This window comes from Krasilnikovia sp. M28-CT-15 (genome assembly GCF_047159595.1).
Lineage (GTDB): Bacteria > Actinomycetota > Actinomycetes > Mycobacteriales > Micromonosporaceae > Actinoplanes.
In genome coordinates this window covers 899,420-926,212 of record NZ_BAAGAK010000001.1, presented here as the reverse complement: position 1 = coordinate 926,212, position 26,793 = coordinate 899,420, and the positions used below count along the sequence as shown (strand labels likewise).

24 protein-coding genes and 2 riboswitches are annotated in these 26,793 nt (G+C 71.5%); of the genes, 10 read left to right on the top strand and 14 right to left on the bottom strand.

The genetic code is table 11. The annotated features are described in order from the left end of the window. Positions 1-60: 60 nt before the first annotated feature. The 4 genes from ACMCNO_RS04480 (at position 61) to ACMCNO_RS04465 (ending at position 4,099) form a co-directional block, all read left to right on the top strand. Positions 61-1,587, top strand: coding sequence for a sugar ABC transporter ATP-binding protein (locus tag ACMCNO_RS04480; protein WP_412748148.1), 1,527 nt, complete (start codon positions 61-63; stop codon positions 1,585-1,587). Next, a complete protein-coding gene (locus ACMCNO_RS04475) occupies positions 1,577-2,545 on the top strand; it encodes an ABC transporter permease (RefSeq protein WP_412748147.1) in 969 nt (322 codons plus the stop codon). The genes ACMCNO_RS04480 and ACMCNO_RS04475 overlap by 11 nt, the downstream gene beginning before the upstream one ends. 85 nt (positions 2,546-2,630) lie before the next feature. Then, entirely contained in the window at positions 2,631-3,653 is a 1,023-nt protein-coding gene (locus ACMCNO_RS04470; protein WP_412748146.1) for an ABC transporter permease, read from the top strand. Positions 3,654-3,694: 41 nt separating this feature from the next. Beyond that, positions 3,695-4,099, top strand: a complete 405-nt coding sequence (locus ACMCNO_RS04465) for a thiol-disulfide oxidoreductase DCC family protein (protein ID WP_412748145.1) — start codon at positions 3,695-3,697, stop codon at positions 4,097-4,099. 21 nt (positions 4,100-4,120) lie between these two features. On the opposite strand, the gene ACMCNO_RS04460 is transcribed toward ACMCNO_RS04465, so the two are convergent. The 4 genes from ACMCNO_RS04460 to ACMCNO_RS04445 all read right to left on the bottom strand — a co-directional run bounded on the left by ACMCNO_RS04460 (position 4,121) and on the right by ACMCNO_RS04445 (position 8,836). Further along, positions 4,121-4,840, bottom strand: a complete 720-nt coding sequence (locus tag ACMCNO_RS04460; RefSeq protein WP_412748144.1) for a zf-HC2 domain-containing protein — start codon at positions 4,838-4,840, stop codon at positions 4,121-4,123. Then, the gene (locus ACMCNO_RS04455; protein WP_412748143.1) at positions 4,837-5,361 is read right to left on the bottom strand and encodes a sigma-70 family RNA polymerase sigma factor; all 525 of its coding nucleotides are present in this window, start codon (positions 5,359-5,361) and stop codon (positions 4,837-4,839) included. The genes ACMCNO_RS04460 and ACMCNO_RS04455 overlap by 4 nt, the downstream gene beginning before the upstream one ends. Before the next feature lie 190 nt (positions 5,362-5,551). Beyond that, entirely contained in the window at positions 5,552-6,667 is a 1,116-nt protein-coding gene (locus tag ACMCNO_RS04450; RefSeq protein WP_412748142.1) for a neprosin family prolyl endopeptidase, read from the bottom strand. Between the two features lie 498 nt (positions 6,668-7,165). Then, positions 7,166-8,836 (bottom strand): MFS transporter, encoded by a 1,671-nt coding sequence (locus ACMCNO_RS04445; protein WP_412748141.1) that lies wholly within the window; start codon positions 8,834-8,836, stop codon positions 7,166-7,168. 89 nt (positions 8,837-8,925) lie between these two features. Between ACMCNO_RS04445 and ACMCNO_RS04440 the strand changes: the two genes are divergently transcribed. After that, positions 8,926-9,681 (top strand): TetR/AcrR family transcriptional regulator C-terminal domain-containing protein, encoded by a 756-nt coding sequence (locus tag ACMCNO_RS04440; RefSeq protein WP_412748140.1) that lies wholly within the window; start codon positions 8,926-8,928, stop codon positions 9,679-9,681. 26 nt (positions 9,682-9,707) lie between these two features. Beyond that, positions 9,708-11,267 (top strand): GGDEF domain-containing protein, encoded by a 1,560-nt coding sequence (locus ACMCNO_RS04435; protein ID WP_412748139.1) that lies wholly within the window; start codon positions 9,708-9,710, stop codon positions 11,265-11,267. A gap of 4 nt (positions 11,268-11,271) precedes the next feature. Here the strand turns inward: ACMCNO_RS04435 and ACMCNO_RS04430 are convergent, their stop codons facing one another. Both ACMCNO_RS04430 and ACMCNO_RS04425 read right to left on the bottom strand, forming a co-directional pair. Next, positions 11,272-11,832 carry a hypothetical protein gene (locus tag ACMCNO_RS04430; protein WP_412748138.1) on the bottom strand — a complete coding sequence of 187 codons (561 nt, stop codon included), beginning with the start codon at positions 11,830-11,832 and terminating at the stop codon, positions 11,272-11,274. A 215-nt stretch (positions 11,833-12,047) separates the two neighbouring features. Then, complete coding sequence (locus ACMCNO_RS04425) at positions 12,048-12,656, bottom strand: TetR/AcrR family transcriptional regulator (RefSeq protein ID WP_412748137.1); 609 nt, start codon at positions 12,654-12,656, stop codon at positions 12,048-12,050. A gap of 172 nt (positions 12,657-12,828) precedes the next feature. On the opposite strand from ACMCNO_RS04425, the gene ACMCNO_RS04420 reads away from it, so the two are divergent. Together ACMCNO_RS04420 and ACMCNO_RS04415 are read left to right on the top strand one after the other, a co-directional pair. Continuing rightward, positions 12,829-13,725, top strand: coding sequence for an ABC transporter permease (locus tag ACMCNO_RS04420; RefSeq protein WP_412748136.1), 897 nt, complete (start codon positions 12,829-12,831; stop codon positions 13,723-13,725). After that, positions 13,718-14,494 carry an ABC transporter ATP-binding protein gene (locus ACMCNO_RS04415; RefSeq protein WP_412748135.1) on the top strand — a complete coding sequence of 259 codons (777 nt, stop codon included), beginning with the start codon at positions 13,718-13,720 and terminating at the stop codon, positions 14,492-14,494. Before ACMCNO_RS04420 ends, ACMCNO_RS04415 begins: the two co-directional genes overlap by 8 nt. A 24-nt stretch (positions 14,495-14,518) precedes the next feature. Here ACMCNO_RS04415 and ACMCNO_RS04410 read toward each other — a convergent pair whose 3' ends face one another. Next, on the bottom strand, positions 14,519-15,556 hold the full coding sequence (locus ACMCNO_RS04410) for a coiled-coil domain-containing protein (RefSeq protein ID WP_412748134.1): 1,038 nt from the start codon (positions 15,554-15,556) through the stop codon (positions 14,519-14,521). 3 nt (positions 15,557-15,559) lie between these two features. After that, positions 15,560-15,696, bottom strand: a riboswitch (cyclic di-AMP (ydaO/yuaA leader). Between the two features lie 295 nt (positions 15,697-15,991). Then, a riboswitch (cyclic di-AMP (ydaO/yuaA leader) is annotated at positions 15,992-16,129 on the top strand. Between the two features lie 2 nt (positions 16,130-16,131). On the opposite strand from ACMCNO_RS04410, the gene ACMCNO_RS04405 reads away from it, so the two are divergent. Next, positions 16,132-17,148, top strand: a complete 1,017-nt coding sequence (locus tag ACMCNO_RS04405) for a coiled-coil domain-containing protein (RefSeq protein ID WP_412748133.1) — start codon at positions 16,132-16,134, stop codon at positions 17,146-17,148. Positions 17,149-17,202: 54 nt separating this feature from the next. Here the strand turns inward: ACMCNO_RS04405 and ACMCNO_RS04400 are convergent, their stop codons facing one another. The 6 genes from ACMCNO_RS04400 to ACMCNO_RS04375 form a co-directional block, all read right to left on the bottom strand. Beyond that, a complete protein-coding gene (locus ACMCNO_RS04400) occupies positions 17,203-19,572 on the bottom strand; it encodes a glycoside hydrolase family 65 protein (RefSeq protein WP_412748132.1) in 2,370 nt (789 codons plus the stop codon). A gap of 52 nt (positions 19,573-19,624) precedes the next feature. Further along, positions 19,625-20,365, bottom strand: a complete 741-nt coding sequence (locus tag ACMCNO_RS04395; RefSeq protein WP_412748131.1) for a beta-phosphoglucomutase family hydrolase — start codon at positions 20,363-20,365, stop codon at positions 19,625-19,627. 106 nt (positions 20,366-20,471) lie between these two features. Then, complete coding sequence (locus ACMCNO_RS04390) at positions 20,472-20,975, bottom strand: ATP-binding protein (protein WP_412748130.1); 504 nt, start codon at positions 20,973-20,975, stop codon at positions 20,472-20,474. A gap of 59 nt (positions 20,976-21,034) precedes the next feature. Further along, entirely contained in the window at positions 21,035-21,982 is a 948-nt protein-coding gene (locus tag ACMCNO_RS04385; protein ID WP_412748129.1) for a hypothetical protein, read from the bottom strand. Between the two features lie 87 nt (positions 21,983-22,069). Next, positions 22,070-23,374: an ABC transporter ATP-binding protein gene (locus tag ACMCNO_RS04380; RefSeq protein WP_412748128.1), complete on the bottom strand. Its 1,305-nt coding sequence runs from the start codon at positions 23,372-23,374 to the stop codon at positions 22,070-22,072. A 210-nt stretch (positions 23,375-23,584) separates the two neighbouring features. Next, entirely contained in the window at positions 23,585-25,771 is a 2,187-nt protein-coding gene (locus ACMCNO_RS04375; RefSeq protein WP_412748127.1) for a DUF5941 domain-containing protein, read from the bottom strand. Positions 25,772-25,774: 3 nt separating this feature from the next. Between ACMCNO_RS04375 and ACMCNO_RS04370 the strand changes: the two genes are divergently transcribed. Continuing rightward, a complete protein-coding gene (locus tag ACMCNO_RS04370; protein WP_412748126.1) occupies positions 25,775-25,954 on the top strand; it encodes a PspC domain-containing protein in 180 nt (59 codons plus the stop codon). Here ACMCNO_RS04370 and ACMCNO_RS04365 read toward each other — a convergent pair whose 3' ends face one another. Beyond that, positions 25,955-26,788 carry a DUF4230 domain-containing protein gene (locus ACMCNO_RS04365; protein ID WP_412748125.1) on the bottom strand — a complete coding sequence of 278 codons (834 nt, stop codon included), beginning with the start codon at positions 26,786-26,788 and terminating at the stop codon, positions 25,955-25,957. It abuts the gene before it with no gap. Positions 26,789-26,793: the final 5 nt, after the last annotated feature.

Here is a 26,793-nt window from a genome sequence, read left to right as displayed (position 1 = left end):
ACGTGAGCTTTATATCGATGGTCTTGACGGAATGTGTTGAGACGTGAGGGAATTTGGGTCATGACGCTGCTAGAGGTCGTCGATATCCGCAAGTCGTTCCCCGGCGTAAGGGCGCTCGACGACGTCTCGTTCACGCTGCGGCCCGGGGAGGTCCACGCCCTGGTCGGCGAGAACGGCGCGGGCAAGTCGACCCTGATCAAAGTGCTGACGGGGGTGTACCAGCCGGACCACGGCGAGATCCGCTACCAGGGCGAGCCGGTCCGCTTCGACACCCCGCTGGACGCCCAGCGCGCCGGGATCTCCACGATCTACCAGGAGGTCAACCTCATCCCGCTGATGAGCGTCGCGCAGAACCTGTTCCTCGGCCGCGAGCCGTACCACCGCACCGGCCTGCTCGACCTAGACCGGATGCACCGGGAGACCGCCGAGATCCTGGCGGGTTACGGCGTCACCGCCAACGTCCGCCGCCAGCTGGGCACGCTGCCGCTGGGCGCACAGCAGATGGTCGCGCTGGCCCGCGCCGTCATGATCGACGCCAAGGTGGTGGTGATGGACGAACCCACCTCCTCATTGGAGCCCCGCGAGGTGGAGACACTGTTCGGGGTCATCCGCAACCTGCACGCCCGCGGCATCGGCATCGTCTACGTCAGCCACCGCCTCGACGAGCTGTACCGGATCTGCGACGCGGTCACCATCCTGCGCGACGGCCGCGTGGTGCACACCGGCCGGCTGGCCGAGCTGGACCGGCTCCAGCTGGTCGCGCTCATGCTCGGCCGCGACACCACCGAAGTGCGGCGCGACGGCTTCACCGGCTTCTCCGGCGCGGACACCGCGGATCCGAACGCGCCCCCGGTGCTGCGGGTCCGCGGCCTGACCAGCCGCCACCGGCTGCACGACATCAGCTTCGACGTACGGCCGGGAGAGGTGGTCGGCCTCGGCGGGCTGCTCGGCGCCGGACGCAGCGAGACGATCAAGGCGATCGGCGGCGCGTACCCGATCGACCGTGGCGAGATCACGGTCGACGGCACGGGCCTGCACCGGCCCACCACGGTCGCGGCGCTGCGGGCGGGCATCGCGGTGCAGCCGGAGGACCGCAAGGCCGAGGGCATCGTCGCCGACCTGTCCGTACGCGAGAACATCGCGCTGGCGGTCCTGCCGCGGCTGAGCCGCCTCGGCGTGGTCTCCGAGCGGCGCATCGACGCGATCGTCGAAGCGTTCATGACCCGGCTGCGGATCAAGGCGTCCGGCCCGGATCAGCGCGTCGGCGACCTCTCCGGCGGCAACCAGCAGAAGGTGCTGCTGGCCCGCCTGCTGGCCACCGAACCCAAGGTCCTGCTGCTGGACGAGCCGACCCGGGGCATCGACGTCGGGGCCAAGGCCGAGGTGCAGGCGCTGATCGACGAGCTGGCCGCCGAGGGCCTCGGGGTGGTGCTGGTCTCCTCCGACGCGGAGGAACTGGTCGAGGGTGCCGACCGGGTCGTGGTGCTACGCGACGGCGGGATCGTCGGCGTCCTCGACGGCGACCGGGTGACCACCCAGGATCTGCTGGCCACGATCGCGGCCGCGGGAGGCGACGATGACGACTGAGGCGGTCACCGCGCGGCCCTTGCTCGACCCCGCCCGGATCCGGTCCTGGCTCCCCCGCTACGGCGTGTACGCCGCGATCGCGGCGCTCGTGCTGGCCAATGTGCTCTTCACCCCGTCGTTCCTGGCCTGGAGCAACCTGCGCATCCAGCTGATCCAGGTGGCGCCGGTGGTGATCGTCGCGCTGGGCATGGCACTGGTCATCGGCACCGAGGGCATCGACCTGTCCGTCGGCTCCGTGATGGCGCTGGCCGCCGCGCTCATCCCGCTCTACCTCGGCTACGGCGTGCTCGGCGCGATCGCGGTCTCGCTGCTGGCCGGCGTCGCGGTGGGCCTGATCAACGGCACCCTGGTGGCCCGGGTCGGGTTGCAGCCGATCGTCGCCACGCTCGCCCTGTTCGTCGGCGGGCGGGGCCTCGCCGTGGTGATCTCCGGCGGTCAGCTCAAGGACATCCGCAACCCCGACCTGCGCTACCTCGGCTCGGGCGAGGTGTTCGGTGTGCCGGTGCTGGTCTGGACCGCGGCGCTGCTCGTGCTCGTGATCGCGTTCACGGTCCGGCGCACGGTGTTCGGCCGCCGGTTGCTGGCGATCGGCGGCAACCGTCCCGCCGCCGAGCTCGCCGGGGTGCCGGTGACACGCGTCCTGACCACGGTGTACGTCATCTGCTCCGGGCTGGCCGCGGTCGCCGGGATCCTGGCGGTCGCGCGCATCCAGTCCAGCGACGCGTCCGCGGTGGGCCTGCTGATCGAGCTGAACGCGATCACCGCGGTGGTGGTCGGCGGGACCCCGCTGACCGGCGGCCGGGTCCGGGTGCTCGGCACGGTGGCCGGCGCGGTGCTCATGCAGCTCGTCGTGGCAACCATGATCAAACACAACCTGCCAGCCTCGACCGCCGAGATGGTGCAGGCCGCCATCATCCTCGTGGCCGTCGCGGTGGCCCGGGAAAGCAGGAACCGGTGACCGGCCGGGGCCCGCACCGGCCGCCCGGCGACCCGGCACCGGCGGCTCCGGAACGGCCCACGGTGGACAGAGGGAGGAAGACCAGGTGACCCAGGGCGTCGTGTCGCACCCGCCGGTCCCCACGACGTCCGGCGCCGCGGATCCGCGCCGGGCCGACCGCACCGACCGGATCGCCGGCCTCATCCAGCGGCAGGGCGCCGCGGCCGTCCTCGCGGTGGTCGTGCTCGCCGGGGCGCTGGCCTTCCCGGAGTTCCGCACCTACGCCAACGCCGCCACCATCCTGGTCACCGCGGCACCACCGATGCTCATCGCGCTCGGCATGACATTCGTGATCATCACTGGCGGCATCGACCTCTCCGTCGGCTCGCTGTACGTCCTCGGCGGTGTGGTGGCCGCGTACGCGTCCCAGTGGGGACTACCCGCCGCGTTCGCCGTCCCGCTGCTGCTGTGCGGCGCGATCGGGGTGGTCAACGGCGCGCTCGTCGCGTACGCGCGGATGGCGCCGTTCATCGTCACCCTGGCCGCCCTGCTCGGCGCGCGCGGGCTCATGCGGGCGGTCACCGACGAGGGCTCCACCACGTACCTGGTGCGCAACGACGCGTTCCACGCCTTCGGCAACGGCTCGCTGCTCGGCCTCGGCTACCCCGTGTGGCTGGCCGCCGCGCTCGTGCTGGCCGGGACGCTGGTGCTGGCGCGGACCCGGTTCGGCAACGCGGTGTTCGCGGTCGGCGGCAGCGCGGACGCGGCCAGCCTGATGGGTGTTGCGGTGCGCCGCACCCGGGTGACGGTGTACGTCCTCTCCGCCGTGCTGGCCGGGCTCGCCGGCACGATCAACACGGCGAAGCTGGGCTCCGGGGTCACCGTGCTGGGCACCGGCATGGAGCTGGACGCCATCGCCGCCGTGGTGATCGGCGGCACCCTGCTCACCGGCGGCGCCGGATCGGTCGGGGGGACGGTCGCCGGGGTGCTGCTGCTGGCGGTCGTACAGAACCTCATCAACCAGGTCGGCACGCTCAACAGCAACTGGCAGCAGGTGGTCAGCGGCGTCTTCCTGGCCGCGGTGGTGGTCGCCCAGACGTATTTGAACCGGCTACGCCGGGTGACCTGACCCACGTCGCCGCCGTGGTCCCGGAGTGCCAAGATGATCGCATGAGCGCAGACCGGCCCACCTTCGTCTTCGACGGCGACTGTTCGTTCTGCAGCACCTGCGCCGACTTCATCCAGCGGCGCATCCCGACCCGCGCCTCGGTCGTGCCGTGGCAGTTCACCGACCTGGCAGCGCTCGGCCTCACCCGGGACGAGGCCGAGGAGGCGGTCCAGTGGGTCGGCACGGACGGGACGACCGCCGCCGGGCCGGACGCCATCGCGCTGCTGCTGCGCGACGCGGGACGGCTGTGGACCGTGCCCGGCCGCGCGCTGCAGGCCGGGCCGGTGCGGTTCGCCGCGTGGCCCGCGTACCGGTGGATCGCGGAGCACCGGCACATGCTGCCCGGCGGGACCGCGGCCTGCTCCCTGCCCCAGGCCCAGCGCGACGCGCTGCGCCCGCCGTCCTGAGCCACCCCGGCCGGGGCGCGCTCAGGACAGGCTGGCCGTCCCGAGCACGTGGCCGTCCCGGTCGGCGATCGAGATCGCACGGACGTCGCCCAGCTGGACGGAGCTGGCCCCGGTCACCTTGACCTCGCCGGTGGGCGTGGTCCCCCAGGCGGCGGCCTGCTCGACATGACCCGCCGAGTCCCGCACCTGGCAGACGAACGGCCCCTTGCCCGCCAGCCGGGACATGTCGAGGGAGATCGCGACGCCCCACGCCTTCGGCGTGACGGTCGCCTGACCGGTCAGGCCGCTGCCGGTCGCCGGCTCGAACCGGGCGGTCACCAGCTGAGGACTCGGCAGCGCGTCCGTGGGCGGATTGCGCCGGTCCGCGGTGACCACACCGAAGCCGATCAGCGCCGCGATCAGCACGACCGCGGCCGCCGCCAGCCACCGGACCTGGGCCATCCGGCGGCCCCGGGTACGCTCCGCGCGCATCCGGGACAGCAGCTCCTCGACCCGCTCCGGGCTGGGCCGCGCGGACATGGAGACCAGGGTGCCGCCCCGCTCGGGTTCGCGGGCCGCCTCCGGCAGGCGTTGCAGCAGCTCGGGAATCGGCGCGAGCCGGTCCAGCTCGCCGCGGCACTGGTCGCAGCCGTGCAGATGCGCGTCGAGCCGGTCGGTGTCGCCCTCGTCCAGGCCGCCCAGCAGGTAGCCGCCGAGCAGCAGGCGCAGCTGGTCGTGCTCGTCGGACACATCCGGGGTCATCGGATCACCCCCATCTCCTCGAACACGGTGCGCAGGGCGCGGACCGCGTAGTAGGCGCGCGACTTGACCGTGCCCTCCGGCACGGACAGCCGGCGCGCCGCGTCCGCGACGCTCTGACCCTCGTAGTACATGGCCTTCACCACGGCCTGGTGCTCGGCGGAGAGCCGCTCCAGCGCCTCGGCCACCAGCCAGCCCTCGACGAGCTGGTCGACGCTGTCGGCCGACGGCACCGACTCCACCGCGGTGTCGTCCGCGACCAGCCGGGGGCGGCGTTGCTCGGCGCGCCACGCGTTGGTCACCACGTTACGGGCGATGGTCAACAGGTATGAGCGGGTACGCCCGGTGCTGTCCACTTCCAGGTGGTCGATGTGCCGCCAGGCCCGCAGCAGCGTCTCCTGCACCAGGTCCTCGGCCTTGTGGCGGTCGTGCACGTACCGCGAGATGAAGCTGAGCAGGACCGCGTAGTGCTCCGTGTAGAGCGCGGTCATCAGCTCCTCGTCGGGACTGACCCGTCGTCTCATGCCGCTGATTCCCCTCGTCGGCGCTGCTCGGCCACCACGTTGTACACCCTCGCAGGCGATCTGGTTCGACCGGTAGCCGACACGGTGACGCCCGGCATGCGCTTCCCGCCCTCGCCACGCTCGGTGCACTCCCCCGATGCAGTGATGCCCGGCCCTTGACGGGGCCGGGCATCGTGGCGTCGGGGACCGGTCAGCAGGCCCCCGGGCCGCCGTACCGGAAGGTCCGGGCACTGGCCTTGCTCACGCTGTAGACGCCGCCGACGGCGCGGACGTTGAGGTCGACGTCGGGCCCGTTGATGTACGCCACGCTGCCGACCCGGGCCGCGCTGGCGTTGTCCGCGCCCTTGCCGTTACCCATGTGGCTGCACGGCTGAGTGCTGGGCGAGGCCACCTCCCCGAAGTACTGCACCTGCCCGGTACGGGAGAACTGCCCGTTCCACAGGCTGTCCGGGAAGTACCCCAGCCACTCCGTGTCGTACGCCACCCACCAGGCGTCGTTGAAGTGCTGGATGCCGAACTTCTTGTTCGCGTTATCCGGCAGGGTGTCGCCCGGCTTGACGGTCTGGCTGTACTGGACGAAACCGCAGGCGTTGTAGCAGGTCTCCTTGCGGTTCACCCAGTGGTAGACGAAGAGGTGTGGGTCGCTGTCGCCGTTGACCGTGCGGTCCACGGTCCAGCCCACCTCGGCGATCTGCGCCCCGTCGGCGGACTGCACGCTGAGTTCGGCCAGGGTGTGGTAGTCGCCGGTGGCCAGCTTCGGCTTGGCGATGGAGAAGTTCGCGTACGTGCCGTCGGTCTCGGCGTTCTGGGACCCGACCCCGTACAGGAAGTTGACCTGCGAGCCCACACCGGGCACCGGCTCGGCCAGCGGCGGCGGGACCGGCGCGACGACCGAGGTGCGCGCGGACCGGATGGAGCCCCACCGGGAGTTGCTGCCCTTGGGGGAGAACTCCGGCGCGGCCTCGGTGGAGCCGGACTTGTCGGCGGCGGCGATGTCCGCGCCCTCGGCGGCGACCTTGGCGCTGTTGGCGCCGGGCTCGGCCCGGGTGACGGCGACCGGGCGGCCGCCCCACGGGAGCCGGGCCGGTGGGCTGCTCACATCCTCGGCGGCGACGGCGGACGGATCCGGGCTCCCGCTCGGGTCCGCGCCGGGGGCATCCGAACCGGCGGTGGAGGTGGACGGATCGGCACCGCCGCTGGACGGCTCCGTGGCGGCACCGGACGGTTCCGCGCTCGCGGACGCCACCGCGGTCACGTCGTCGGGACTCTCGGCCGCGCTGGCGTTGAGCGTCCAGACGACGCTCATCGATCCAACGGTGACCACGGCTAAGCCGGCGGCGATAACGCCGCGGCGGGAGATCGACACTTGTCCGTCCTCGTTCATCGGGGGGATCCGGAGGCGGTGGGCGAGGGGATACCTCCGGCACCGGTTCTCGGCGGCGGAGCCGACGATATAACGTCCTCGATCGCGTCCGCCCCCGCTGAGCTGCTTTTCCGCCTTAACGGCTGAGGCTGCGGACCGATCTGGTGATGCCTGAGGCGGATGTGACCACGTCGAGTGTCCACATCGTCGCTCTGCGCTCAACTCCCTACTGCCACGAAAGAGGCAAAGTGGCTCGAGGCTCTTTCGGGTCCCGCGTGAATCGGGCCCTGGAGCCAGGAATCCGCCACGGGCCGGGGCGGCGGGAGAAATGCGCTGACTGTCCGAAGTAGCCGATTGGCGAGGCCGCCGCGACCCCGCCCATCGGGCCCGGCCGACCGCCCCCGGGCGGGGGAGCGCCGCGCCCGGGGACCGAAGGACCGGTCAGTGCCCCGCGGCTTCGGGCCGGGCCCGGCGGGGCAGCAGGAAGGCCAACGCGAACGCCGCGACGAGCAGGCCGAGCGCCACCCCGAGCGTGCGCACGGTCACGTCCCGGAAGCCGTCGCGCACCGCGCGCTCGGCGTACCCGGCGATTTCGGCGCCCCCCGGGGCCGACGCGCCGGACGCGGCGGCGGCCCGGCAGGACGCCGGTTGCACCTCCGGGTCGTCCTCGGCGACGCGGTCGGCGAGGCAGGCGCGGATCCCCGCGATGATCGCGGGCTGCGCCGCGGGCGGCACGGCGGCAGCGGTGAGCTGGGCGCGCAGGTCGCCCGCCGACGTGTCGACGTGGTGCGTCACCGCGCCGGGCAGCAACCCGAAGAAGATCGTCCCGAGTACGGCGATGCCGAACGCGCCACCGAGCTGCTGCACCGAGGTCAGCGCCCCGGACGCCGAGCCGGTCTCGGCGTCGTCGACGCCGGCCAGCACGATGGCGAAGAACGGCGCCATCGCGAGCCCCATGCCCGCGCCCATCACCAGCAGGGCCGGGCTCAGCTGGTACGGGCTGATGTCCGCGCCCGCCCCCCGGACGGTGAGGCCGACACCGATCATGCCCGCCCCCATCACGACCGTGCCGATCAGCAGCAACCGGCGGCCGAGCCGCTCGCTGAGCCCGGCGCCCGCGGCCACGAATCCGAAGACCGTGCCCAGCGCCTGCGGCAGCGTGGTCAGGCCCGCCTTCAGCGGCGAGTACCCGAGCCCGACCTGCAGGTAGAGCGTGAACACCAGGCCGGTGCCGATCAGTACGGCGAAGAAGAACAGGCCCAGCGCCAGCCCGCCGGTGAACGCACGCTTGCGGAACAGGCTCGGCGTCACCAGCGGATCGCGTCCGCGCCGCTCGCGGGCGGCCTCGTAGCGGCCGAACGCCACGAACAGGACGATGCCCGCCGCGAGCATGACGAACACCCATGCGGGCCAGTCCAGCTCGCGCCCCTGCACGAGCGGGTAGAGCACCAGGAACGCGCCGACCGCGGCCAGCAGCACCCCGGCCACGTCGAGCCGCGGGGTGCGCTCGGCGCGGTACTCGGGCAGGAAGCGCAGCGCTCCGGCGATCGCGAACAGCCCGAGCGGCAGGTTGATGAAGAAGATCATGCGCCAGCCCGCGCCGAAGTAGTCGGCGTCGACGAGCCAGCCCGCCAGGATGGGGCCACCGACCGCGGACAGTCCCATGACGGGCCCGAACGCGCCGAACGCCTTGGCCTGCTCCTTGTCGGAGAACATCTGCTTGATCATGCCGAGGCCCTGCGGCAGCATCACCGCCCCGAACAGCCCTTGCACCGCCCGCGCGCCGATGAGCACCCCCGGACTCCAGGCCATGGCGCACAGCAGCGAGGCCACGGTGAAGCCGGCCGCACCGACCAGGAACATCCGGCGGCGGCCGTAGATGTCGCCGAGCCGTCCGCCGGTCAGCAGGCCGATCGCCATGGCCAGCGTGTACGCCGCGCCGAGCCACTGGATGAGGCTCAGTGAGCCGCCCAGCTCCGCGCGGATGACCGGGCCGGCGATCGTCGTGACGAGCGAGTCCAGCAGGTCCATGACCTCGACCGCCAGGATCACGAAGAGCGCGACCCACCGCCATCTGTACGGCGTCCTGGCCTCTTCCAGTACCGCCTGCATTTGCTACCCCCGATGGAAAGAACAGTGTTCGTGTTGACGAACACCGTTCTACAGACGAACACCGTTCGCGTCAACTAATATGGGCCGCGATGACCGAGCCGGACCTGCCCTCGCCGCCGTGGCGCCACGGGACCGCCCGCCGTCCCCGCGCCGCGCGACCCCCACTGTCCCGCGACCAGATCGTCGAGGCCGGGCTGCGGATCGTCGCGGCCGAAGGGGTCGAGGCGGCCAGCATGCGGCGGGTGGCGGCCGAGTTCGGCACGGGCCCGTCCAGCCTGTACGCCCACGTGGCGAACAGGGACGAGCTGCTCGACCTGATGTTCGACCGGGCCTGCGCCGGCATCGAGGTCCCGGAGCCCGACCCGGTCCGCTGGCCCGAGCAGGTCAAGCAGATGGTGCGGGAGAGCTACACCCGGCTGATGGCGTACCGCGACCTCGCCCGCGCCGCGCTGGCCACCGTCCCCATCGGACCCAACGCGCTGCGGATCACCGAGGCGACGATGGCGGTCCTGCTGGCCGGCGGGATCCCACCCAAGATCGCCGGTTGGGCGGTCGACCGCATCTTCCTGTACCTGGTCGCCGAGGTGTACGAGAGTTCGCTGCGGCAGGCGAGCATCGAGGCCACCGGCAAGGACCCCGAGCAGTACTTCGCCCACTGGGTCGAGCAGCTCGCCAGCTACTACGAAAGCCTGCCCCCGCAGCACTTTCCGCACCTGCACCGGCACGCCCGCGACATGACCGGCGGCGATGGCGACGAACGGTTCCTGTTCGGACTCGATCTGCTCGTCGACGGCCTCGCCCGGTACGCGCAAACTCCGGCGAAACGGTCCACGAGTACGGCCTGACCAGCAAGCGGTCAATACTGGGTGGCATGAGGGACAGCACCGCCGTCGATCGGCTGCCGGTGCCCGTCACCGCGTTCGGGCCGCTGCACCTGCTGGCCGTGCGCGTGCACGTGATGGCGAACACCGGCCGGTGCCGGGAGGCCATCGACGCGGCCGACGCGTACGCGGTGCTGGCCGCCGCGACCGGCGACTCCCGTACGCTGCCGTTCCTCCTACAGGGCAAGATGTACGCCAACCTGGAGATGGGCCGCCTGGCCGAGGCGACCGCCCTCGGCGAGCGGCTGTTGCGCCACCACCAGCGGGCCGGCTCGGCACTCGGGGAGGCCAAGGCGCTGTGCGACCTCGCCCGCGTGAAGGTGTTGAGCGGCCAGGACATCGACGGCCTGCACCACCTGGCCCGCGCCGGGGTGCTGCTCGACCGCAGCACCTTCGACGGCGACCGGCGCCGCTCGGCGCTCTGCTCGTTCGCCGAGGCCGCCACCACCGCGGAGATGTACGAGACCGCCGCCACCACGTACGAGCAGCTCAGCGACGCCTCGCGGGCGTTCCGGCTGGTGCACGCGGGCACACTGCTGTACTGGGGGCTGCGGCTGGGGCACGTCGGGCGGACCGGCGAGGGAGCCGCGCGGCTGCGGCACAGCGCCGAGATCACCCGGCAGCACCTGGAGGAGGCCGGACCGCCGGGTGACGCGGGCACGACGGCGATGCTGGCCCTGGCGCTGGCCAAGCTCGGCGACGTCATCCCGGCGGAGAAGCTGGCGCGCGAGTCGATCATGCCGTTGCGGGCGGGCGAGAACCACCAGTACGCCCGCGTCGCCCATCTGGCCCTCGGCGTCAGCCTCCGGGCCCAGGGTCAGCTGGCCGAGGCCCGCCGCGAACTCATCGCCGCCCGCGAGTTGTGCGCGTACGGCGCACGCCCCGACGAGCCGCTGATCATCCGGTTCGAGATGGCGCAGACCGCGCGGGAGATCGACGACTGCCAGTCCGGCCGCGACCTGTTCGAGGCGGTCGAGAGTCAGGTATTGCAGCTGTGGCGGCTGCGGCTGCACCGGCTGGCGATGCTGCGCCAGGCCCGCCAACGCGAGGAGCTGGAGACCGCCCGGCGACGCGCCGAACGGGAGATCATGCGGGACCCGCTCACCGGCCTGGGCAACCGGCGGCGCTTCGACTCCGTACTGCACCGCATAGATGCGGGGCGGACCGCGCCGCCGCTGGCACTGCTGCTCATCGACCTGGATCATTTCAAGGCGGTCAACGACGCGTACTCGCACATCGCCGGTGACCACGTGCTGCGCGAGGTGGCGGCCATCCTGCGGGCCCACTGCCGGGCCGAGGACGTGCCGGTGCGCTACGCGGGCGACGAGTTCGTGGTGTTCCTGCGCGGCGACGCGGTCGCGGGCCGCGAGGTCGCCGAGCGCATCCGGTCCGCGGTCGCCCGGGCGGACATCCTGGCGGGCAGCCGCCTGACGGTCAGCGTCGGCGTGGCGGCGATGGCGCCGGGGATGGGCGGGGACGCACTGTTCCGCGCGGCGGACGAGCGCCTGTACGCGGCCAAGTGGAGCGGCCGCAACACGGTCGCCTCGTGACGGCTCAGTTGGGGTAGACCACTCCGGAGGCGCCGCTGTACGGGTTGCGGGTGCCGTCGGTCAGGCCCCCGGTGCCCTGCGCGTCCAGCCACACGACGTACGGCTCGCCCGAAATGAGCCCGGTGATCCTGGTGGAGACGCTGCATCCCGCGCCGGTGGCCGGCACGCTCGTCCAGGTGTAGCCCGGCTGCGCGCCCGTGACGAGCCGCTGCGGCACCGCGGTGACCCGGTAGCCGGTGGCGCTGCGGCGGGGCCAGGTCACGGTGAGGGACCGGACGCCCGGTGTCACCGTGACCGGGATGACGACCTGGCCGTTCGGCGCGGGCGGGCAGGAACTTCCGGCGCTGGCGGGGAACGACACCGGGGGCAGCGTCGTCGCGCGGGAGGGATAGGTCACGCCCGCGCTGGGGGTCGCCGAGCCGCTGGTCACGACGATCCAGCTGCCGGTGGAACCCGGCGCGGGGGTCGTGGTGCCGGGCGAGGGCGTCGCGGCGGTGAGTCCGATCACCCCGCATCCGCCGAGGGTGAGCGGCACGAGCAATGCCACCAGCTGCTTTCCCCGCATGCACGCTCCTCCGTCACCGCGGCCTGATCAACGCACTGATCGGCCGTGACGCGGCTGCGCTGAGGGCGGACCTCCGGTGGGTTTGGCGACGTCACCGGATCGCCCGCGGCACCGGGTTGCGCGCAGCACCACCGGGGTAAGGGCTCAGCAGACCGGCGGGTGGACCGATCTGCGGGACGTCGGCACCCCGAGAGGACACCGCCAGGATGACCGGCTCAGCCCGCCGAGCGACCGCCCCGCAGCGCATGGGTGACCGCGACGGCCAGCTTCTCCAGGTAGTCGTCGTCGATCGGGGTACGGGCCACCGCGACGCGCCAGTAGAGCGGGCCGAGGATCAGGTCCACGGCCACGTCGGGGTCGGCGTCGGCGGGCAGTTCCCCGCGGGCGATCGCCTGGCCGACCAGCTTGTCGCCGACCGCGTGCTGGTGGGTGTGCAGGGCCCGCTGGAGCGTCTCGGCGATCTGCGGGTTGCGGGCGGCCTCGGCCATCAGGTCGGGGATGATCTGGGAGGCCATCCGGTGCTGCAGCGCCTTGCTCGCGATCATGAGGAGCAGCCGGAGGTCACCGGCGAAGGTGCCGGTGTCGGGAAGCGGCACGGCTCGCTCGGCCACATCCGAGACGATCTCGAGTACCATCTCGAGTTTGTTGCTCCACCGGCGGTAGATCGCGGTCTTACCGACCCCGGCCCGGCGCGCGACCGCCTCGATGGAGAGGCGGCCGTAACCGACCTCGGCCAGCTCTTTCATCACCGCGTTGCGGATCGCCACGGTGATGTCTCCGCGCAGGACCGCCGCTCCGGCAGGTGCTCGTTTCCCGGTCGCCACGGAGGCAATATAGCGCAAGGACGCTACGGTTGCGTTCCGCCGTTTGCTGGGTTACCGTCGGCGTCACGTCGATACGATGCCGTTTCAACGACATCACCTCGCTAGTGTGTTCACGCGCAAACCCCCGAGGCCGGACATCTCAGCCCGGCCGACGAGATCGGAGCGCCACCCCATGGCCCAGACGGCGGTCGCCGGCAACGACACCGGTCTGCCTATGAAGGAGCTGGCCAAGCGGCACGGCCTGAGCGCGGCCGGCGCCCTGCCCGGCCTCCCCCTCTACATCCGGCAGCTGTGGGCCTACCGGCACTTCATCGGGGCGTACGCCAACGCCAAGGTCTCCTCCTCGCTGGGCAACACCCGGCTGGGAATGCTCTGGCAGGTGCTGACGCCGCTGTTCAACGCGGCGGTGTACTACCTGATCTTCGGCGTCATCCTGGCCGGCACCAAGGACATGGACAACTTCATCGCCTACCTGTGCACCGGCGTGTTCGTCTTCGGCTTCACCTCGTCGGTGGTGCAGGGCGGCGTCGTGGCGGTCACGAACAATCTCGGCCTGATCCGGGCGCTGCACTTCCCCCGCGCGAGCCTGCCACTGGCCGTCGTGCTGGTCGAGGCGCGCAACCTGATCGCCTCCATGGCCGTACTCATGAGCATCGTGCTGATCACGGGCGAGCCACTCACGTTCGAATGGCTGCTGATCGTGCCCGTGCTGCTGCTACAGACGATCTTCAACATGGGTCTCGCCATGCTGACCGCCCGGCTCGGCTCCAAGATCACAGACGTCAAGCAGCTGGTCCCGTTCATCATGCGCATCTGGATGTACAGCTCCGCCGTCATCTACTCCGTGGAACAGTTCGAGAAGCACCTGCACGGCTGGCAGCTGCGCCTGGTCGAGGCGAATCCGATGCTGGTCTTCATCGAGCTGATGCGGCACGCGCTGATGGAGGACGTCCCGCTCGCCGACACGCCGACCCGGCTGTGGATCCAGTCGATCGCGTGGACGCTGATCGTCGGCGTCGGCGGGTTCGTCTACTTCTGGCGCGGAGAGAAGGGGTACGGCCGTGGCTGAGACAACCGGGCGGGTACCCACCGTCATCGCCGACGACGCCCACGTCGTCTACCGGGTGTACGGCTCCGCGGCGGCCGGTGCGAACAGCCCGGTGGCCAGCTTCAAACGGATCGTCACGGGTCAGAAGTCCGGCGCGGTCCGCGAGGTGCACGCGGTCAAGGGCGTGAGCTTCGTCGCGTACAAGGGCGAGGCGATCGGGCTCATCGGCAGCAACGGCTCCGGCAAGTCCACCCTGCTGCGGGCGATCGCCGGGCTGCTACCGGTGGACCGGGGCACGATCTACGCGGCCGGGCAGCCCTCGCTGCTGGGCGTGAACGCCGCGCTGATGAACGACCTGCCCGGCGAGCGCAACGTCCTGCTGGGCTGCCTCGCGATGGGCATGAGCCCGGCCGAGGTGAAAGAGAAGACCGCCGACATCATCGAGTTCTCCGGCATCAACGAGCGTGGCGACTTCAGCTCCCTGCCGATGAAGACGTACTCGTCCGGCATGTCGGCCCGGCTGCGCTTCGCCATCGCGGCGGCCAAGAAGCACGACGTGCTGCTCATCGACGAGGCGCTGGCCACCGGTGATGCCAAGTTCCGCCGCCGCAGCGAGCAGCGGGTCCGCGACCTGCGCGAGGAGGCCGGCACGGTGTTCCTGGTGAGCCACAGCGAGCAGTCGATCCGGGACACCTGTGAGCGCTCGATCTGGCTGGAGTCCGGCGTCATCCGCGCGGACGGCCCGACCGAGGACGTGATGAAGGAGTACGAGACCTACATGCGCCGGTAGGTCCCGCCTCCTCGCGTTCCGCGCTCAGCGCACCGACAGGTGCACGTGGTTGGTGTGGTCGCTGGACGGGTCACCGTTGCCCCGGGTGTACGCCTTCCAGCCGCTGCTGGGCAGCCAGATCCGGCGGAACCAGATGACATACAGCACGCCGATACGGTCGGCGTTGTCGATGAAGTAGTTCGCCAGCCGGTCGCCGTACGTGCGGCTGGCGCCGGAGGCCACTCCACCGAAGGTGCCCTTGTCGGCAGCGAAGTCACACGCCCGCCCCTTGGGATGCTCCCCGAAGCTCTGGTGCCGGAAGCACTTGACGAAGTGCGTGAATCCGGCACTCTTCGCCTGCCCCATGGCGAACTGCAGGCGGGGCGTGATGCAGCCGGTGGTCGTGGGGTCGTCCACGGTGCAGCCGGTGCCCAGGTTGCGGGGAGCCGTGGCGGACTTGGTGCTGCTGCCGCCGCCGCTCGGCCCCGCGACGTCCTGGCCTCCACCCGCGGCCTTCAGCGCCGCCTCGGCCTGCGCCTTGCGCCGGGCCATGACGTTGAGCTGCTTCTGCTGGTCGCGGATCGTGGCGTCGATCGCCAGCTTCGCCTTGGCCTGGCCGTCGCGGGTCTGCTTCAGGTCGCGCATCGCCGCGTCCTGACGCACCGCGACCGATTGCAGGGTGTCGGCCCGGTCCAGCAGGGTGCCGGAGTCCGACGCGGTCAGCAGGGCGGTCATCGGCCCGAGCCGCCCGGTCCGGTAGCTCTGCGCCACGATCTCGTCCAGCGCGGCCTGACGCGGGCCCAGTTCGGTGTCGAGCCGCTGCAGCGCGGCGGTCAGTTCGACCTGGCGCGACTTGGACCGCGCCAGGGCGTCCTTGGCGTCGGTGAATCCACGCGACGCCGACTCGAGCGCCTCGATGAGGGATTTACTGCCGCCCTCGCCGTCGTCACCGGTGTCACCCGGGGCGGCCAGCGGCCGGGGGGCTGCGGAGGCGGGAGCCGGACCGGCGACGGCCGGACCGGCGACGAGGACCATGAGGGCCAGGAGCGTCGCCCACAGCCGTCGGGCAGGGGTGTGCCGCACATGCCTTCCTTCCGTCGGCCGCCGACCGGGTTAGCTGACGGGTTCGGGACGGAAGTGGCCCCTACCGCGCGGGTGGCGCGGATTCACCCCACAAACGTGGTTCCCCGGCTCGCCCGTGGGCGATTAGGCGGTGGTTTCCGCCGACGCCTTTCCTGGCGTCGTTATGAAACGGAGACCGTGTCGAAGAATACCCAGCCTCGCCAGAATCGACAGGGGTCGTACTGTCGGTTACCGAGTGCTGACAATGAGTCGACGCGGCGAGAGAAACGCAACGATTCACATTGACCGGCGTTACGGCCACGGCACCAAGGATTTCCTCGCGCGAGTCACGGAAAGTTGTTGGCTGGTAACGCATTTGGCACCGGTCGGCCCCTTGATTCGTCAGGTAAGCTGGCCGCCGGTCACTGCCAGGAAGGCACCACCCCCAAGGGTGCCGGCAGGCCACCGCCTAATCGCCCTCGGGCGAGCCGGGGAACCACGTTTGTGGGGTGAATCCGCGCCACCCGCGCGGTAGGGATCGCTTCCGTCCCGAACCCGTCAGCTAACCCGGTCGGCGGTTACGTGGAAGGAAGAGAATGACGGCTAGACACCGCCGGTGGCTGACCGTGGCCCTGGCACCACTCGTCGCGTTGACGATGCTCGTGGCGCCGGCCGCGCCGGCCAGCGCCGCGCCCGGCAGCGGCACCGCCACGCCCGACGAGGGCAAGGCCACCCCGCTGCTCAGCGATGTGATGGAGTCCACCAACCGGCGCTTCGTCGCCGCCAAGGCCGCGGTCGCGAAGTCGACGAAGACCCAGCTGGCGCTCGCCATCGATGTGCGCAACGCGGAGGCCAAGCGCGACCTGCTGATCCCCGAGGTCGGCGCGGTGGCCGGACAGCAGTACCGCACCGGGAACCTGTCGGCCATGAGCTACCTGCTCAACGCGAACAGCTCGGACGCGTTCCTCAGGAAGGCCATCTCGCTCGAAGAGATCAACTCGATCAACGACGAGAAGCTGCACGAGCTGAACACCGCGATCGACCTGGTCACCACGACCAAGGCGCGGCTGGACGCTGAGATCAAGGCGCAACAGCAGAACCTCGCCGCGATGAAGAAGCAGAAGGAGAGCGCCGACAAGGCGCTCGCGCTGGTCGGCGGCGAAAGCCTCACCGGTGGGTTCGTGGTGGCCAAGTCGCCGGAGGCCGCACCGGCCCCGCGCAACTCCGACGGCGGCTTCTCCCCCGAATCGTGCACGGTCAACGACCCCACGACGGGCGGCTGCATCACACCGCGCACCTTCCACCTCTACAAAGAGGTGAAGAAGGCGGGATTCAATCGATTCGTCGGCTGTCACCGGGACGGCGGCCCGTTCGAGCACCCGAAGGGCCGCGCCTGCGACTGGTCGCTGCAGAAGAGCGGGTTCTCGGTCGCGCACAACACGGACATGAAGAACTACGGCAACAACCTCATGGCGTTCCTGGTCCGCAACGCGGACCGGCTCGGGATCTACTACGTCATCTGGTTCAAGCAGATCTGGTTCCCGGCCACGGGCTGGCACACCTACCACGGGCCGAGCGCGCACACCGACCACGTACACGTGTCGCTGCTCTGACGCACGCATAACGGCCCCCGTCCCGCGCGGACGGGGGCCGTCTGCGTGGTCGGCTCAGCCGCTGGCGCCGACCCGGCGCACCGGCGCGCGACCCGCGGGCTGCCGCGGGGCGGCGCCGATCGGCGGCGCCGACGGGATCGGTACGGTCACCGGCTTGACCTGGGTCACCTCGATCTCCTTGCCGTGGTGCACCAGCTCCAGCCGGGCCGCCCCGCCGCCGTTACGCAGCGAATACGTCACCTCGTCCGGCGTCACGTCGACCCGCAGCCGCTTGCCGTGCCAGAGCAGCGAGAAGTCCAGCCGGTTGATCCGGCTCGGCAGCCGGGGCGCGAACGACAGCTGACCGTTGAAGTCCCGCATCCCGCCCAGCCCGGCGACCAGCGCGACCCACGAACCCGCCAGGGACGCGACGTGCACCCCGTCGCGGGCGTTGCGGTGCAGGTCGTGCAGGTCCATCAGGGCGGCCTCGCCGAGGTAGTCGTGGGACAGCTCCAGATGCCCCACCTCGGCGGCCAGCACCGCCTGGACGCACGCCGACAGCGACGAGTCGCGGACGGTCCGGGCCTCGTAGTACGCGAAGTTGCGGGCCTTCTCCTCCGGGGTGAAGGCGTCGCCGCGCACGTACATCGCCATGACCAGGTCCGCCTGCTTGATCACCTGCTTGCGGTACAGGTCGAAGTACGGGTAGTTCATCAGCAGCGGGTACGCCTCCGGCGGGGTGTTCTCGAAGTCCCACTCCTGCAGCCGGGTGAAGCCCTCCGACTGCTGGTGCACCCCCAGCTCCCGGTCGTACGGGATGTGCACCGACGCGGCCGCGTCCCGCCACGACGCCGACTCCTCGTCGTCCACGCCCAGCTTGCGGGCCACCTCCGGGTGGCGCTGGCAGGCGTCCGCGGCGGCGAACATGTTCTGCTGCGCCATCAGGTTGGTGTAGACGTTGTCGTCCACCACGGCGGTGTACTCGTCCGGCCCGGTGACCCCGTCGATGTGGAACCGGCCGTGCCGGTCGTGGTGGCCGAGCGACCGCCACAACCGGGCGGTCTCGACGAGCAGTTCCAGCCCGATCTCACGCTCGAAATCGAGATCACCGGTGGCCTGCACGTAGCGGCGCACCGCGTCGGCGATGTCCGCCCCGATGTGGAAGCCGGCCGTGCCCGCGGGCCAGTACGCCGAGCACTCCTGGCCACGGATCGTGCGCCACGGGAACGCGGCACCCTGCAGGCCCAGCGTCTGCGCCCGCTCCCGGGCGAGATCCAGCGTCGAGTGCCGCCAGCGCAGTACGTCGGCCGCCGCGGACGGCTGGGTGTAGGTCAGCGCGGGCAGCACGAACGTCTCGGCGTCCCAGAACGTGTGCCCGTCGTAGCCGGGGCCGGTCAGCCCCTTGGAGCCGATCGGGCGCTGCTCGGCACGGGCACCCGCCTGCAGCGTGTGGAACAGACCGAAGCGCACCGCCTGCTGCACCTCCGGGTCACCCTCGACCTTGACGTCGGAGTGGTCCCAGAACTGGTCCAGGAATTCGCGCTGGGCCTCGACCAGACCGTCCCAGCCGTCGAGCCGGGCGCTGGCCAGCGCGGCGCCGACCTGGTCGCGGACGGCGGGCAGCGAGCGGTTGCTGGACCACCCGTACGCGGCCAGCTTGACCACGCGCAGCCGCTGGCCCGGTTCGAGCTTGCAGGCCACGGTGGTGCGCAGCCAGTCGGGATGGCCCTCGGTGGTGACCGCGTGGCGGCCGGGGGCCTCCACGAGGTGCTCCATGGCCGCGGCCATCCGCAGGTCGCTGGCCTTGGTGCGGTGCACCAGCAGGCCGCCGGTGCGCTGCTCCAGCATCTCCTCGGCCTCGAGCGGGTGATCCAGCACCGCGGCCACCCGCGGGTCCTTGCTCGTGGGCGGCAGCTGCTCGTTGGCGACCAGCTCCGACTGCAGGATCAGCCGGGCCGAGGCGTCCAGCGGCTCGACCTCGTACAGGAACGCGACCACGGCGCGCTGGGTGAACGAGACCAGCCGGACGGTGCGGATCCGGATCGCCTGTCCGGAGGGCGACACCCACTCGGCGGTGCGTTCCAGGGTCCCGGCGCGCAGGTCCAGGACGCGCTCGTGGGAGCGCAGTTCGCCGTACCGGACGTCGAGCGGCTCGTCGTCGACGAGCAGCCGCATCAGCTTGGCGTTGGTCACGTTGATCATCGTCTGGCCGGACTCGGGGAAGCCGTACCCGGCCTCGGCGTACGGCAGCGGCCGCAGCTCGTAGAACGAGTTCAGGTACGTGCCGGGCAGGCCGTGCGGCTCGCCCTCCTCGAGATTCCCGCGTATCCCGATGTGGCCGTTGGACAGCGCGAAGACCGACTCGGACTGGGCCAGCAGGTCCAGGTCGAGCCGGGTCTCCCGGATGTGCCACGGGTCGACGGGATAGGCCCGTTCACGGATCACGGTAGTGCCTCTCGTAACGCGATGAAGAGAGTCTGTGAATCTGTCAACGCTGTCAGCGCGTGAGCAGTTCGGAAAGATCTTGTACGACGATGTCGGCGCCGTGGTCGAGCAGCGCCTGAGCCTGGCCCACCCGGTCGACCCCGACGACGATGCCGAAGCCGCCCGCGCGCCCGGCCGCCACTCCGGCCTGGGCGTCCTCGAACACTGCGCAATGTTCGGGGGGTGTGTCAAGCAGCTTTGCGCCGTACTGGAAGGTATCCGGGGCGGGCTTGCCGGGCAGCTGGTGCTCGCGGGCGGTGACGCCGTCCACGCGCGCCTCCAGGAGGTCGGCGATGCCGGCGGCCGCCAGCACGTCCTTGCAGTTGGCGCTGGCCGAGACGACGGCGCGGCGCAGACCGGCCGACTTCGCGGCGTTCAGGTAGTCCACCGAGCCCGGGTAGACCTGCACCGCCCCCTCTTTGATCTTCTGCAGGACCAGCTCGTTCTTGCGGTTGCCGATGCCGTTGACGGTCACTGCGTCGGGACCGTCGCCGGGTGTGCCCTCCGGCAGGGTGATACCCCGGGAAGCGAGGAAACTACGCACGCCGTCCGCGCGCTGCCGCCCGTCGACATAGCGGTGGTAGTCGGTGCCGTCGTCGAACGGCACGAATGCCTGCCCGTTCTCGGCCGACCAGGTGCGCAGGAACGCGTCGAACGTCTGCTTCCAGGCGGCATTGTGCACGAGCGCGGTCTGGGTCAGTACGCCATCAAGGTCGAAGAGGCATGCGGTGACATGAGGTGGAAGTCCGAGCACTGGCCCAATGTAGTCGCGCCGCCCGCGCTTCGCGGCGGAAAGGCCCGCTCACATTTTCCCGGCGATTCCGCTTTGTTAAGTCGGGGGTGGGGCTTCGTTGCTCCACTCAGGGCCGGTGAGCTGGACCCAGGCCGATCCGGAGCCCGATGGTGGTCCCGATCGGGCCGGTGGCGATCGTGACCTCGTCGCACAACTGGTGTGCCAGCCAGATGCCCCGGCCGCCGACCTCGAACGCCTCCGGCACTCCGGGGCGGCCCAGGAAGCGTTCCGGAATGCCCGGCCCGGAGTCGGTCACGGTGCACCACGCCGAGCCGGCGGTCACCCAGACGACGATGCGCCCGTGACCGCCGGCGTGCAGCACGACATTCGTGATCACCTCGTTGACCGCCAGCACGAACCCGTGCAGGCGGTCACCCGCGATACCGGCCGCGGTGAGGCGGTCGGTCACCTCGTGCCGGACCGCCGTGATGTCGTCGCGGCCGAACGTACGGTCGAGCAGCACCGGCCCTGCGGAGGTGGGCGACGCGGCCGGACCCGCGGCCGGATCCTGCCTCCCGGCAGTCGGCCGCAGCGTCTCCTGGCTCGCGCATGAGCCAATTCTCTCCTCCACCAGCGAGCAGCCTACGCGCTGCGGCGCCGGCACGGCAGGCGACAATCCGACCGGGAGGCTCAGAAGAGGTGCGCGATGGTCCGGAAGATCTCCGCGTAGAAGTTGCCGTCGATGTCCCGGTACAGGCTGAACTTCATGCCCGGGCTGCCGAAGAACGGCCGCAGCGTCCAGGCCAGCTGGGTGCCGACGAAGCCGAACAGCAGGATCCAGACGTACAGCAGCGCCATGCTGGGCGGCGTGGCCGTGGCCTGGGGACGGGGCACCGGTCGAAGGTGCGGGTTCGGGACGAGCTGGTAGCCCGCCGGCACCTGCACCGGGGCCTGCGCCGGGACGGTCAGGGTGGCGGTGCCGCCGCTGCCGTTGGCGGGCACGGTGACCGCCGGGGCGGGCACGGCCGGGCCGGCGGGACCGGCCGGGTCGGCGGGACCGGCCGGGTCGGTGGGCGGAACCGCCGCGGCGGGAGCTGGGGGCGTAGTGGCGGGAGCGGGGGCCGGAGCGGGCCGGGGGGCCAGCAGGCCGTGGTCGTTGAGCACCTTCATGCCGCCGGTCAGGAAGCGCAGCCCGACCAGCGCCGACAGCGCCAGGATCGCCACGTTGAGCAGCTTGAAGAAGCCGTAGTCGGGCGCCGTGATGAGGAAGAACAGGCTGATCGGCGCGAACGCGACGGCCAGCATGGCGGTGACGGTCAGCGCCACCATCACCAGCGACAGCGACTGCCGCACCGACAGCCGGGCGCCGAAGACGAGGTTGAACAGGTACAGCGTGGGCAGGCAGATGGCCAGCGTGACCAGGAACAGCAGCGGCAGTTTCAGCGCGGAGGTCAACGCCATCAGCACACTGTGGAACGAGCCGAGCACCGCGCCGTAGCAGGCGAGCGCGATGACCGTACTGATCAACATCTGACCGGTCAGGCGGGTGAGCCCCCGGTCCTCCACCACCTGCTGCCAGATGCCCTGGCGGTCCCGCAGGATGCGTTCGATCACGAGCAACCCGGACGAATTAGCCATGCTGACCCCTCACGGAAGCGACGTCGATACGCCATCGCATCGACGTGCGGGTGAGGTTAGACCATGGAGTCAAGAATTCGACAGTCCTCAGCGCCAGCCGATGTCGATCCGGTCCCCGCGGTCGTCGAAGAAATGCAACGCATCCATGCGCACCGAGACCGACAGCGGATACCCCGGCGACACGGCGGGGTACGGCGCCAGCCGCACCGCCAGCTCCGCCGGACGCCGGTGATGACGCCCCGGGTCGTTCAGCACGCTGGTGCGCTGGCCGCCGCCGGGCTCGACGGTCGCCACGGCAGACCCGCCGCGCCCGGCCAGGCGCTGCAGCGCGCCCCCGAAACGGCGCAGCGCCCCGCCCGGCAGTGCCTCCCGCGGCACCGTCGCGCCCAGCTCGTCGACGACGATCGCGGTCGCGCCGATGTCCAGGAACGCCAGCGACTCGTGCCCGTGGTGCTCCAGGAAGCGGATCCGGCCGTGCAGCACGTCGCCCCGGGTGTCCGGTGACACCGGGGTGAGCGCCTCGGCCCGCACCCCCACCACGATCCGTTCGCCGTGGTAGCGGGCGACCGCCCGGGCCCGGATGTCGGTCCACGGCAGGTACAGGGCCTGCTCGCCGAAGTTCAGCGCGACGTACCGGTCGAGGTGCACGTACACCTGGGCTTCCAGCAGGTTCATCCGGGGGGCGCCGAGGAATGCGGCGACGTACAGGGTGGCGGGGCGGCCGTACACCTCGGTGGGGGTGCCGATGTCCTGCAGCACGCCCCGGCGCATGATCGCCACCCGGTCGGCCATGGTCAGCGCCTCGGCCTGGTCGTGGGTCACGTACATCGTGGTGACGCCCAGCTCGCGGGTCAGCCCGGTGATCTCGGCGCGCAGCTCGGCGCGCAGGCCGCTGTCCAGGTTGGACAGCGGCTCGTCCATCAGGAACAGGCCCGGGCGGCGCACGATCGCGCGGCCCATGGCGACCCGCTGGCGCTGGCCGCCGGAGAGCTGTCCCGGTTTGCGCCCGAGTACCTCGGCGATGCCGAGCGCGCTGGCCACGTCGCCGATGCGTTCCATCCGGGGGACCGGATCGACCCCGGAGAGCTTGAGCGGGAAGCCGATGTTGTCGCCGACGGTCATGTGCGGATACAGCGCGAAGTCCTGGAAGACCATCGCGATGCTGCGATCGCGCGGTGGCACGTCCAGGACCGGCTCACCGTTGAGCAGGATCTCGCCCGCGGTGGGGTCCTCCAGCCCGGCGATCATGCGCAGCACGGTGGACTTGCCGCACCCGGACGGACCCAGCAGCACGAGGAACTCGCCGTCGTTGACCTCCATGCTGACCTTGTCGACGGCCAGAGTGCCACCGGGCCAGACCTTGGTGACGTCCTTGAGCGAGACGGTCGACACCGTCCACCTCCTGCAGCTGCGCGACCCATGATCCGGGCCTCACCCGAGCGATCCGGCCTACTGTGACCATCGGTATCGACGCGCAGCCATCGGGTGAACGTTCCATTCGCACACTGTCACCAGGTAGTTACGGAGATCAACGTTCACGCTGCGCGTGGAACGGGCCATCGCGCTCCGTCACGGCGGCAGCGAACCGTCCGATGCGCTGCGTTACGAGCGGGCCGCCCGCCGGTCCACAACGGCCTGCACGACCACCGCGCCCGCCACCCACAGCGCCAGCACCGCCTCGACGTCCGTGGCCAGGCCCGCCACCCCCGCCACGGTCAGCAGCAGCACCCGGCCGTCCCAACCGAGCACCGCGCCCGTCGCAGCGGCCGCGGGCGCCGCCTTCTCCATCCGTGCCGTCACGTCGTAGTGCCGCAGCGCCAGCGCGAACAACAGCGCGTACGTGACCGGCGTGGACACTCCGCCGACCAGCGAGACCGCCACGACGGTCAGATACTCGGCCGCGCGCAGCGCCGCGGGCACGAGCCAGTCGAGCGGCCCGTCGTGCGGCGCCCGTGCCGCCAGCCCGGCACCCAGCACGAGCACCGCCGCCACCGCCAGCGCCACCCGGGACACCCCGACCGGCGGCGTGGCGACCAGCAGCACCACGCTCAGCACCGCGGGCACCAGCGCTGCCGCCGCCGCGAGGGCCAGCGGCGCGGACCAGCCCGCCCGCGCGAGGACCAGCCGGACCAGCGGGCCGTCGTCGCGGTGCCGCGCCCGGTCCGGCCGGTCCAGCACGGCGACGCGCATCGACAGCGCCCGCAACGAACGCAGCCCCAGCGTGTACGCGAACGCGCACGCGCCCCAGGCCAGCACCCCGATGAGCGCGACCCGCCCGTTCGCCAGCGCCGCCAGCACCGCGATCAGCGCCCACCGCTCACCGATCGGGAACACCACGATCCGCTTCAGCCAGTACGCCATCGAACCCGTGTCCGCCTGCACCCGGTTGGAGGCCCGGCTCAGCCGCGCGCCGACCCCGCCCGCGCCCTCGTTGCCCGCCGTACCGGCGCCGCGGCGGGCGGCAGCCTCGTCGTGCAGCACGCCGTACCAGGCGTCGGTCATGTGGCGGACGGTCTGCAGCACGATCGCCGCGATCGCCAGCGGCCACGCGTACGGGAGCCCGATGCGTTCCGCCCCGGCGGCCAGCCCGGCGTAGGCCACGTACTCCTTGGCCCGGTCGGCCATCGTGTCCAGCCAGCCGCCGAACGCGCCGAAGCGCCGGGTGTAGCGGGCCAGCTGCCCGTCCACGCAGTCGAGCACGAAGCCGAGGTACAGCAGCACCGCCCCGGCGATCATGGCGGGCCGCGACGCCTGCCAGAACGCCAGCGCGGCGGCCACCGCGAACAGCACCGACAGCCACGTCACCCCGGTCGGGGTCAGGCCGATCCGGGCACACGCCCGGGTGACCACCGGCGACCAGCTGCTGACCGCGTACGTGGTGAAGAAGTCGTCGCGTTCCTTGACCGCCTCCCGCAGCCGGGCCGCGTCCTCGTCCACCGCGGCGACCTCGGCGCGGGCCGCGCTCAGCTCGGCGTCCGTGCCGACCCGGGTGGCCCGCAGCAGCCGGACCCGGGTGGCGATCGGCACCAGCCCGGCGTCCAGCAGCACGGGCAGCAGGGCGTCCACGGCGTTGCGGACGCCGGTGACCACCCCGCTCGCGGGGTCGGAGCCGGCGCCGTCGGCGGAGTCGGTCAGCGTGTCCGCCGCCCGGGTGGCGGCGGACGCCAGCAGCGGCAGGTCGGCCGGGGCGATGCAGAGAGCGCCGAGGAACCGGACCGTGCCGTCGGCGTCCGGGGCGGGCACCAGCCGACCGCGATCCTCGCGCAGGTCGCCGTGCTCGGCCGGGGCCACCAGGGCGGTGCTGCGCCCGGCGGGCTCGGTCGCCAGCGTCCATAGCAGACTGTGATGGGCGACGAGGTCGTCCGCGACCACGAGCAGCCGCTGACCGCCATCGTCCCCGGCGCCCGGGCTGTACTCCGTTGCCAGCTGGGCGAGGTGGCGCAACTGGGCCGGCACGTCCTCGGCGCTCGCGGGTGACACCAGCACGGTCGCGCCGGCCTCGAGCAGGGCGGCGGTCAGGCTGTCGGCAAGGCGGGCCGCCGCGTCCGGGTCGAGGTCGTTGCCCGTGCTGCCGCAGAGCACGGCCTGGGTCACCGCTGCATCACCGCGCGCCTCCTCATGGACGTCGTAGCCGACCCCCACGTTAACAACGAGTGGCAGCGGGTACGGGTCCCCCTTACGGGAGGTGTCCGCCAGATCTCCACCCGCGGGCTGAGGGACGGCTCCCGCGGGGTGCTTACCGTCGACGGTGGTCGCGGCGCCCGCCGGACCACCACAGAAGGAGGACATGCCGTGAACCGCCTGACCCGGCCCCGCAACGACCGGTGGATCGCCGGGGTCTGCTCCGGCCTGGCCCACCGCTTCGGCATCTCGCCCAGCCTGGTCCGCCTGGCCTTCGTCCTGTCCTGCCTGCTGCCGGGCCCGCAGTTCCTGATCTACGTGGTGCTCTGGGTGCTCATGCCCACCGAGTGATCACGGGTTCGCGTACGTGACCGTGACGGAGGTGTAACCGAGCCGGGCGAACAGGCTGGTCAGCATCTTCTCGGTGTTCTCCCGCGCCCGTCGGTCCAGCCCACTGCCCTGGGCCGCCTCGGTGATCCGCCGCTGCGCCTCGGCGTACACCCGGTGCTGGGCGTCCGGGTCGTCGCGGAACACGTCGCCGATCCGGTTGAGCAGGCCCCGCTCCTGGGCCACCACGTAACTGCGGTCCAGGTCGAGCGCGGCCGACGACAGTTGCGGGGCCGGCAGCGTGACGCGTACGGAATGGTCGTCGTTGTCGACCTGGAGCGCGTCGCCGCCGAGGGAGCCGAAGTCGACGTACGCCTCGACCGAGCCGGAGCCGACGAACAGCGTGCGCTGGTTCAGCAGGAAGTCCGGGACGTTCTCCTTGCTCTCCTGCAGGTCGACGATCACCTGAAAGGTGCCGTCGGCGGCGACGAACCGGCTCAGGTCGCGCATGGACTGCAGCAGCACCGGCTGGCTGCGGTCGGTCGTCCGGTCCGAGAACGGGTTGTCGAAGCTCGGCAGCACGTGCGCCGCCCGCAGGCCCAGGCACGCCGCGACCAGCACGGCGAAGACCGCGCCCGTGAAGATCAGCAGCTTGGCGAAGCCGGACCGTCCCACCGGCGCCGGGTCGGGCCAGGCGGCACCGGACCCCGCGGGCCCAGCAACGCCCGGCCCTGGCTCAGCCGGGTCCGGCCCGGCGCCGGTGGGACGGGCCTGATCCGGGCCGGGCGGCTCGGCGCGGCCCGGCTCGTAGGCGGGATATTCCCTCGTCGGGTCGTCGATGTCTCGGCGCTCGGCCATCGCCC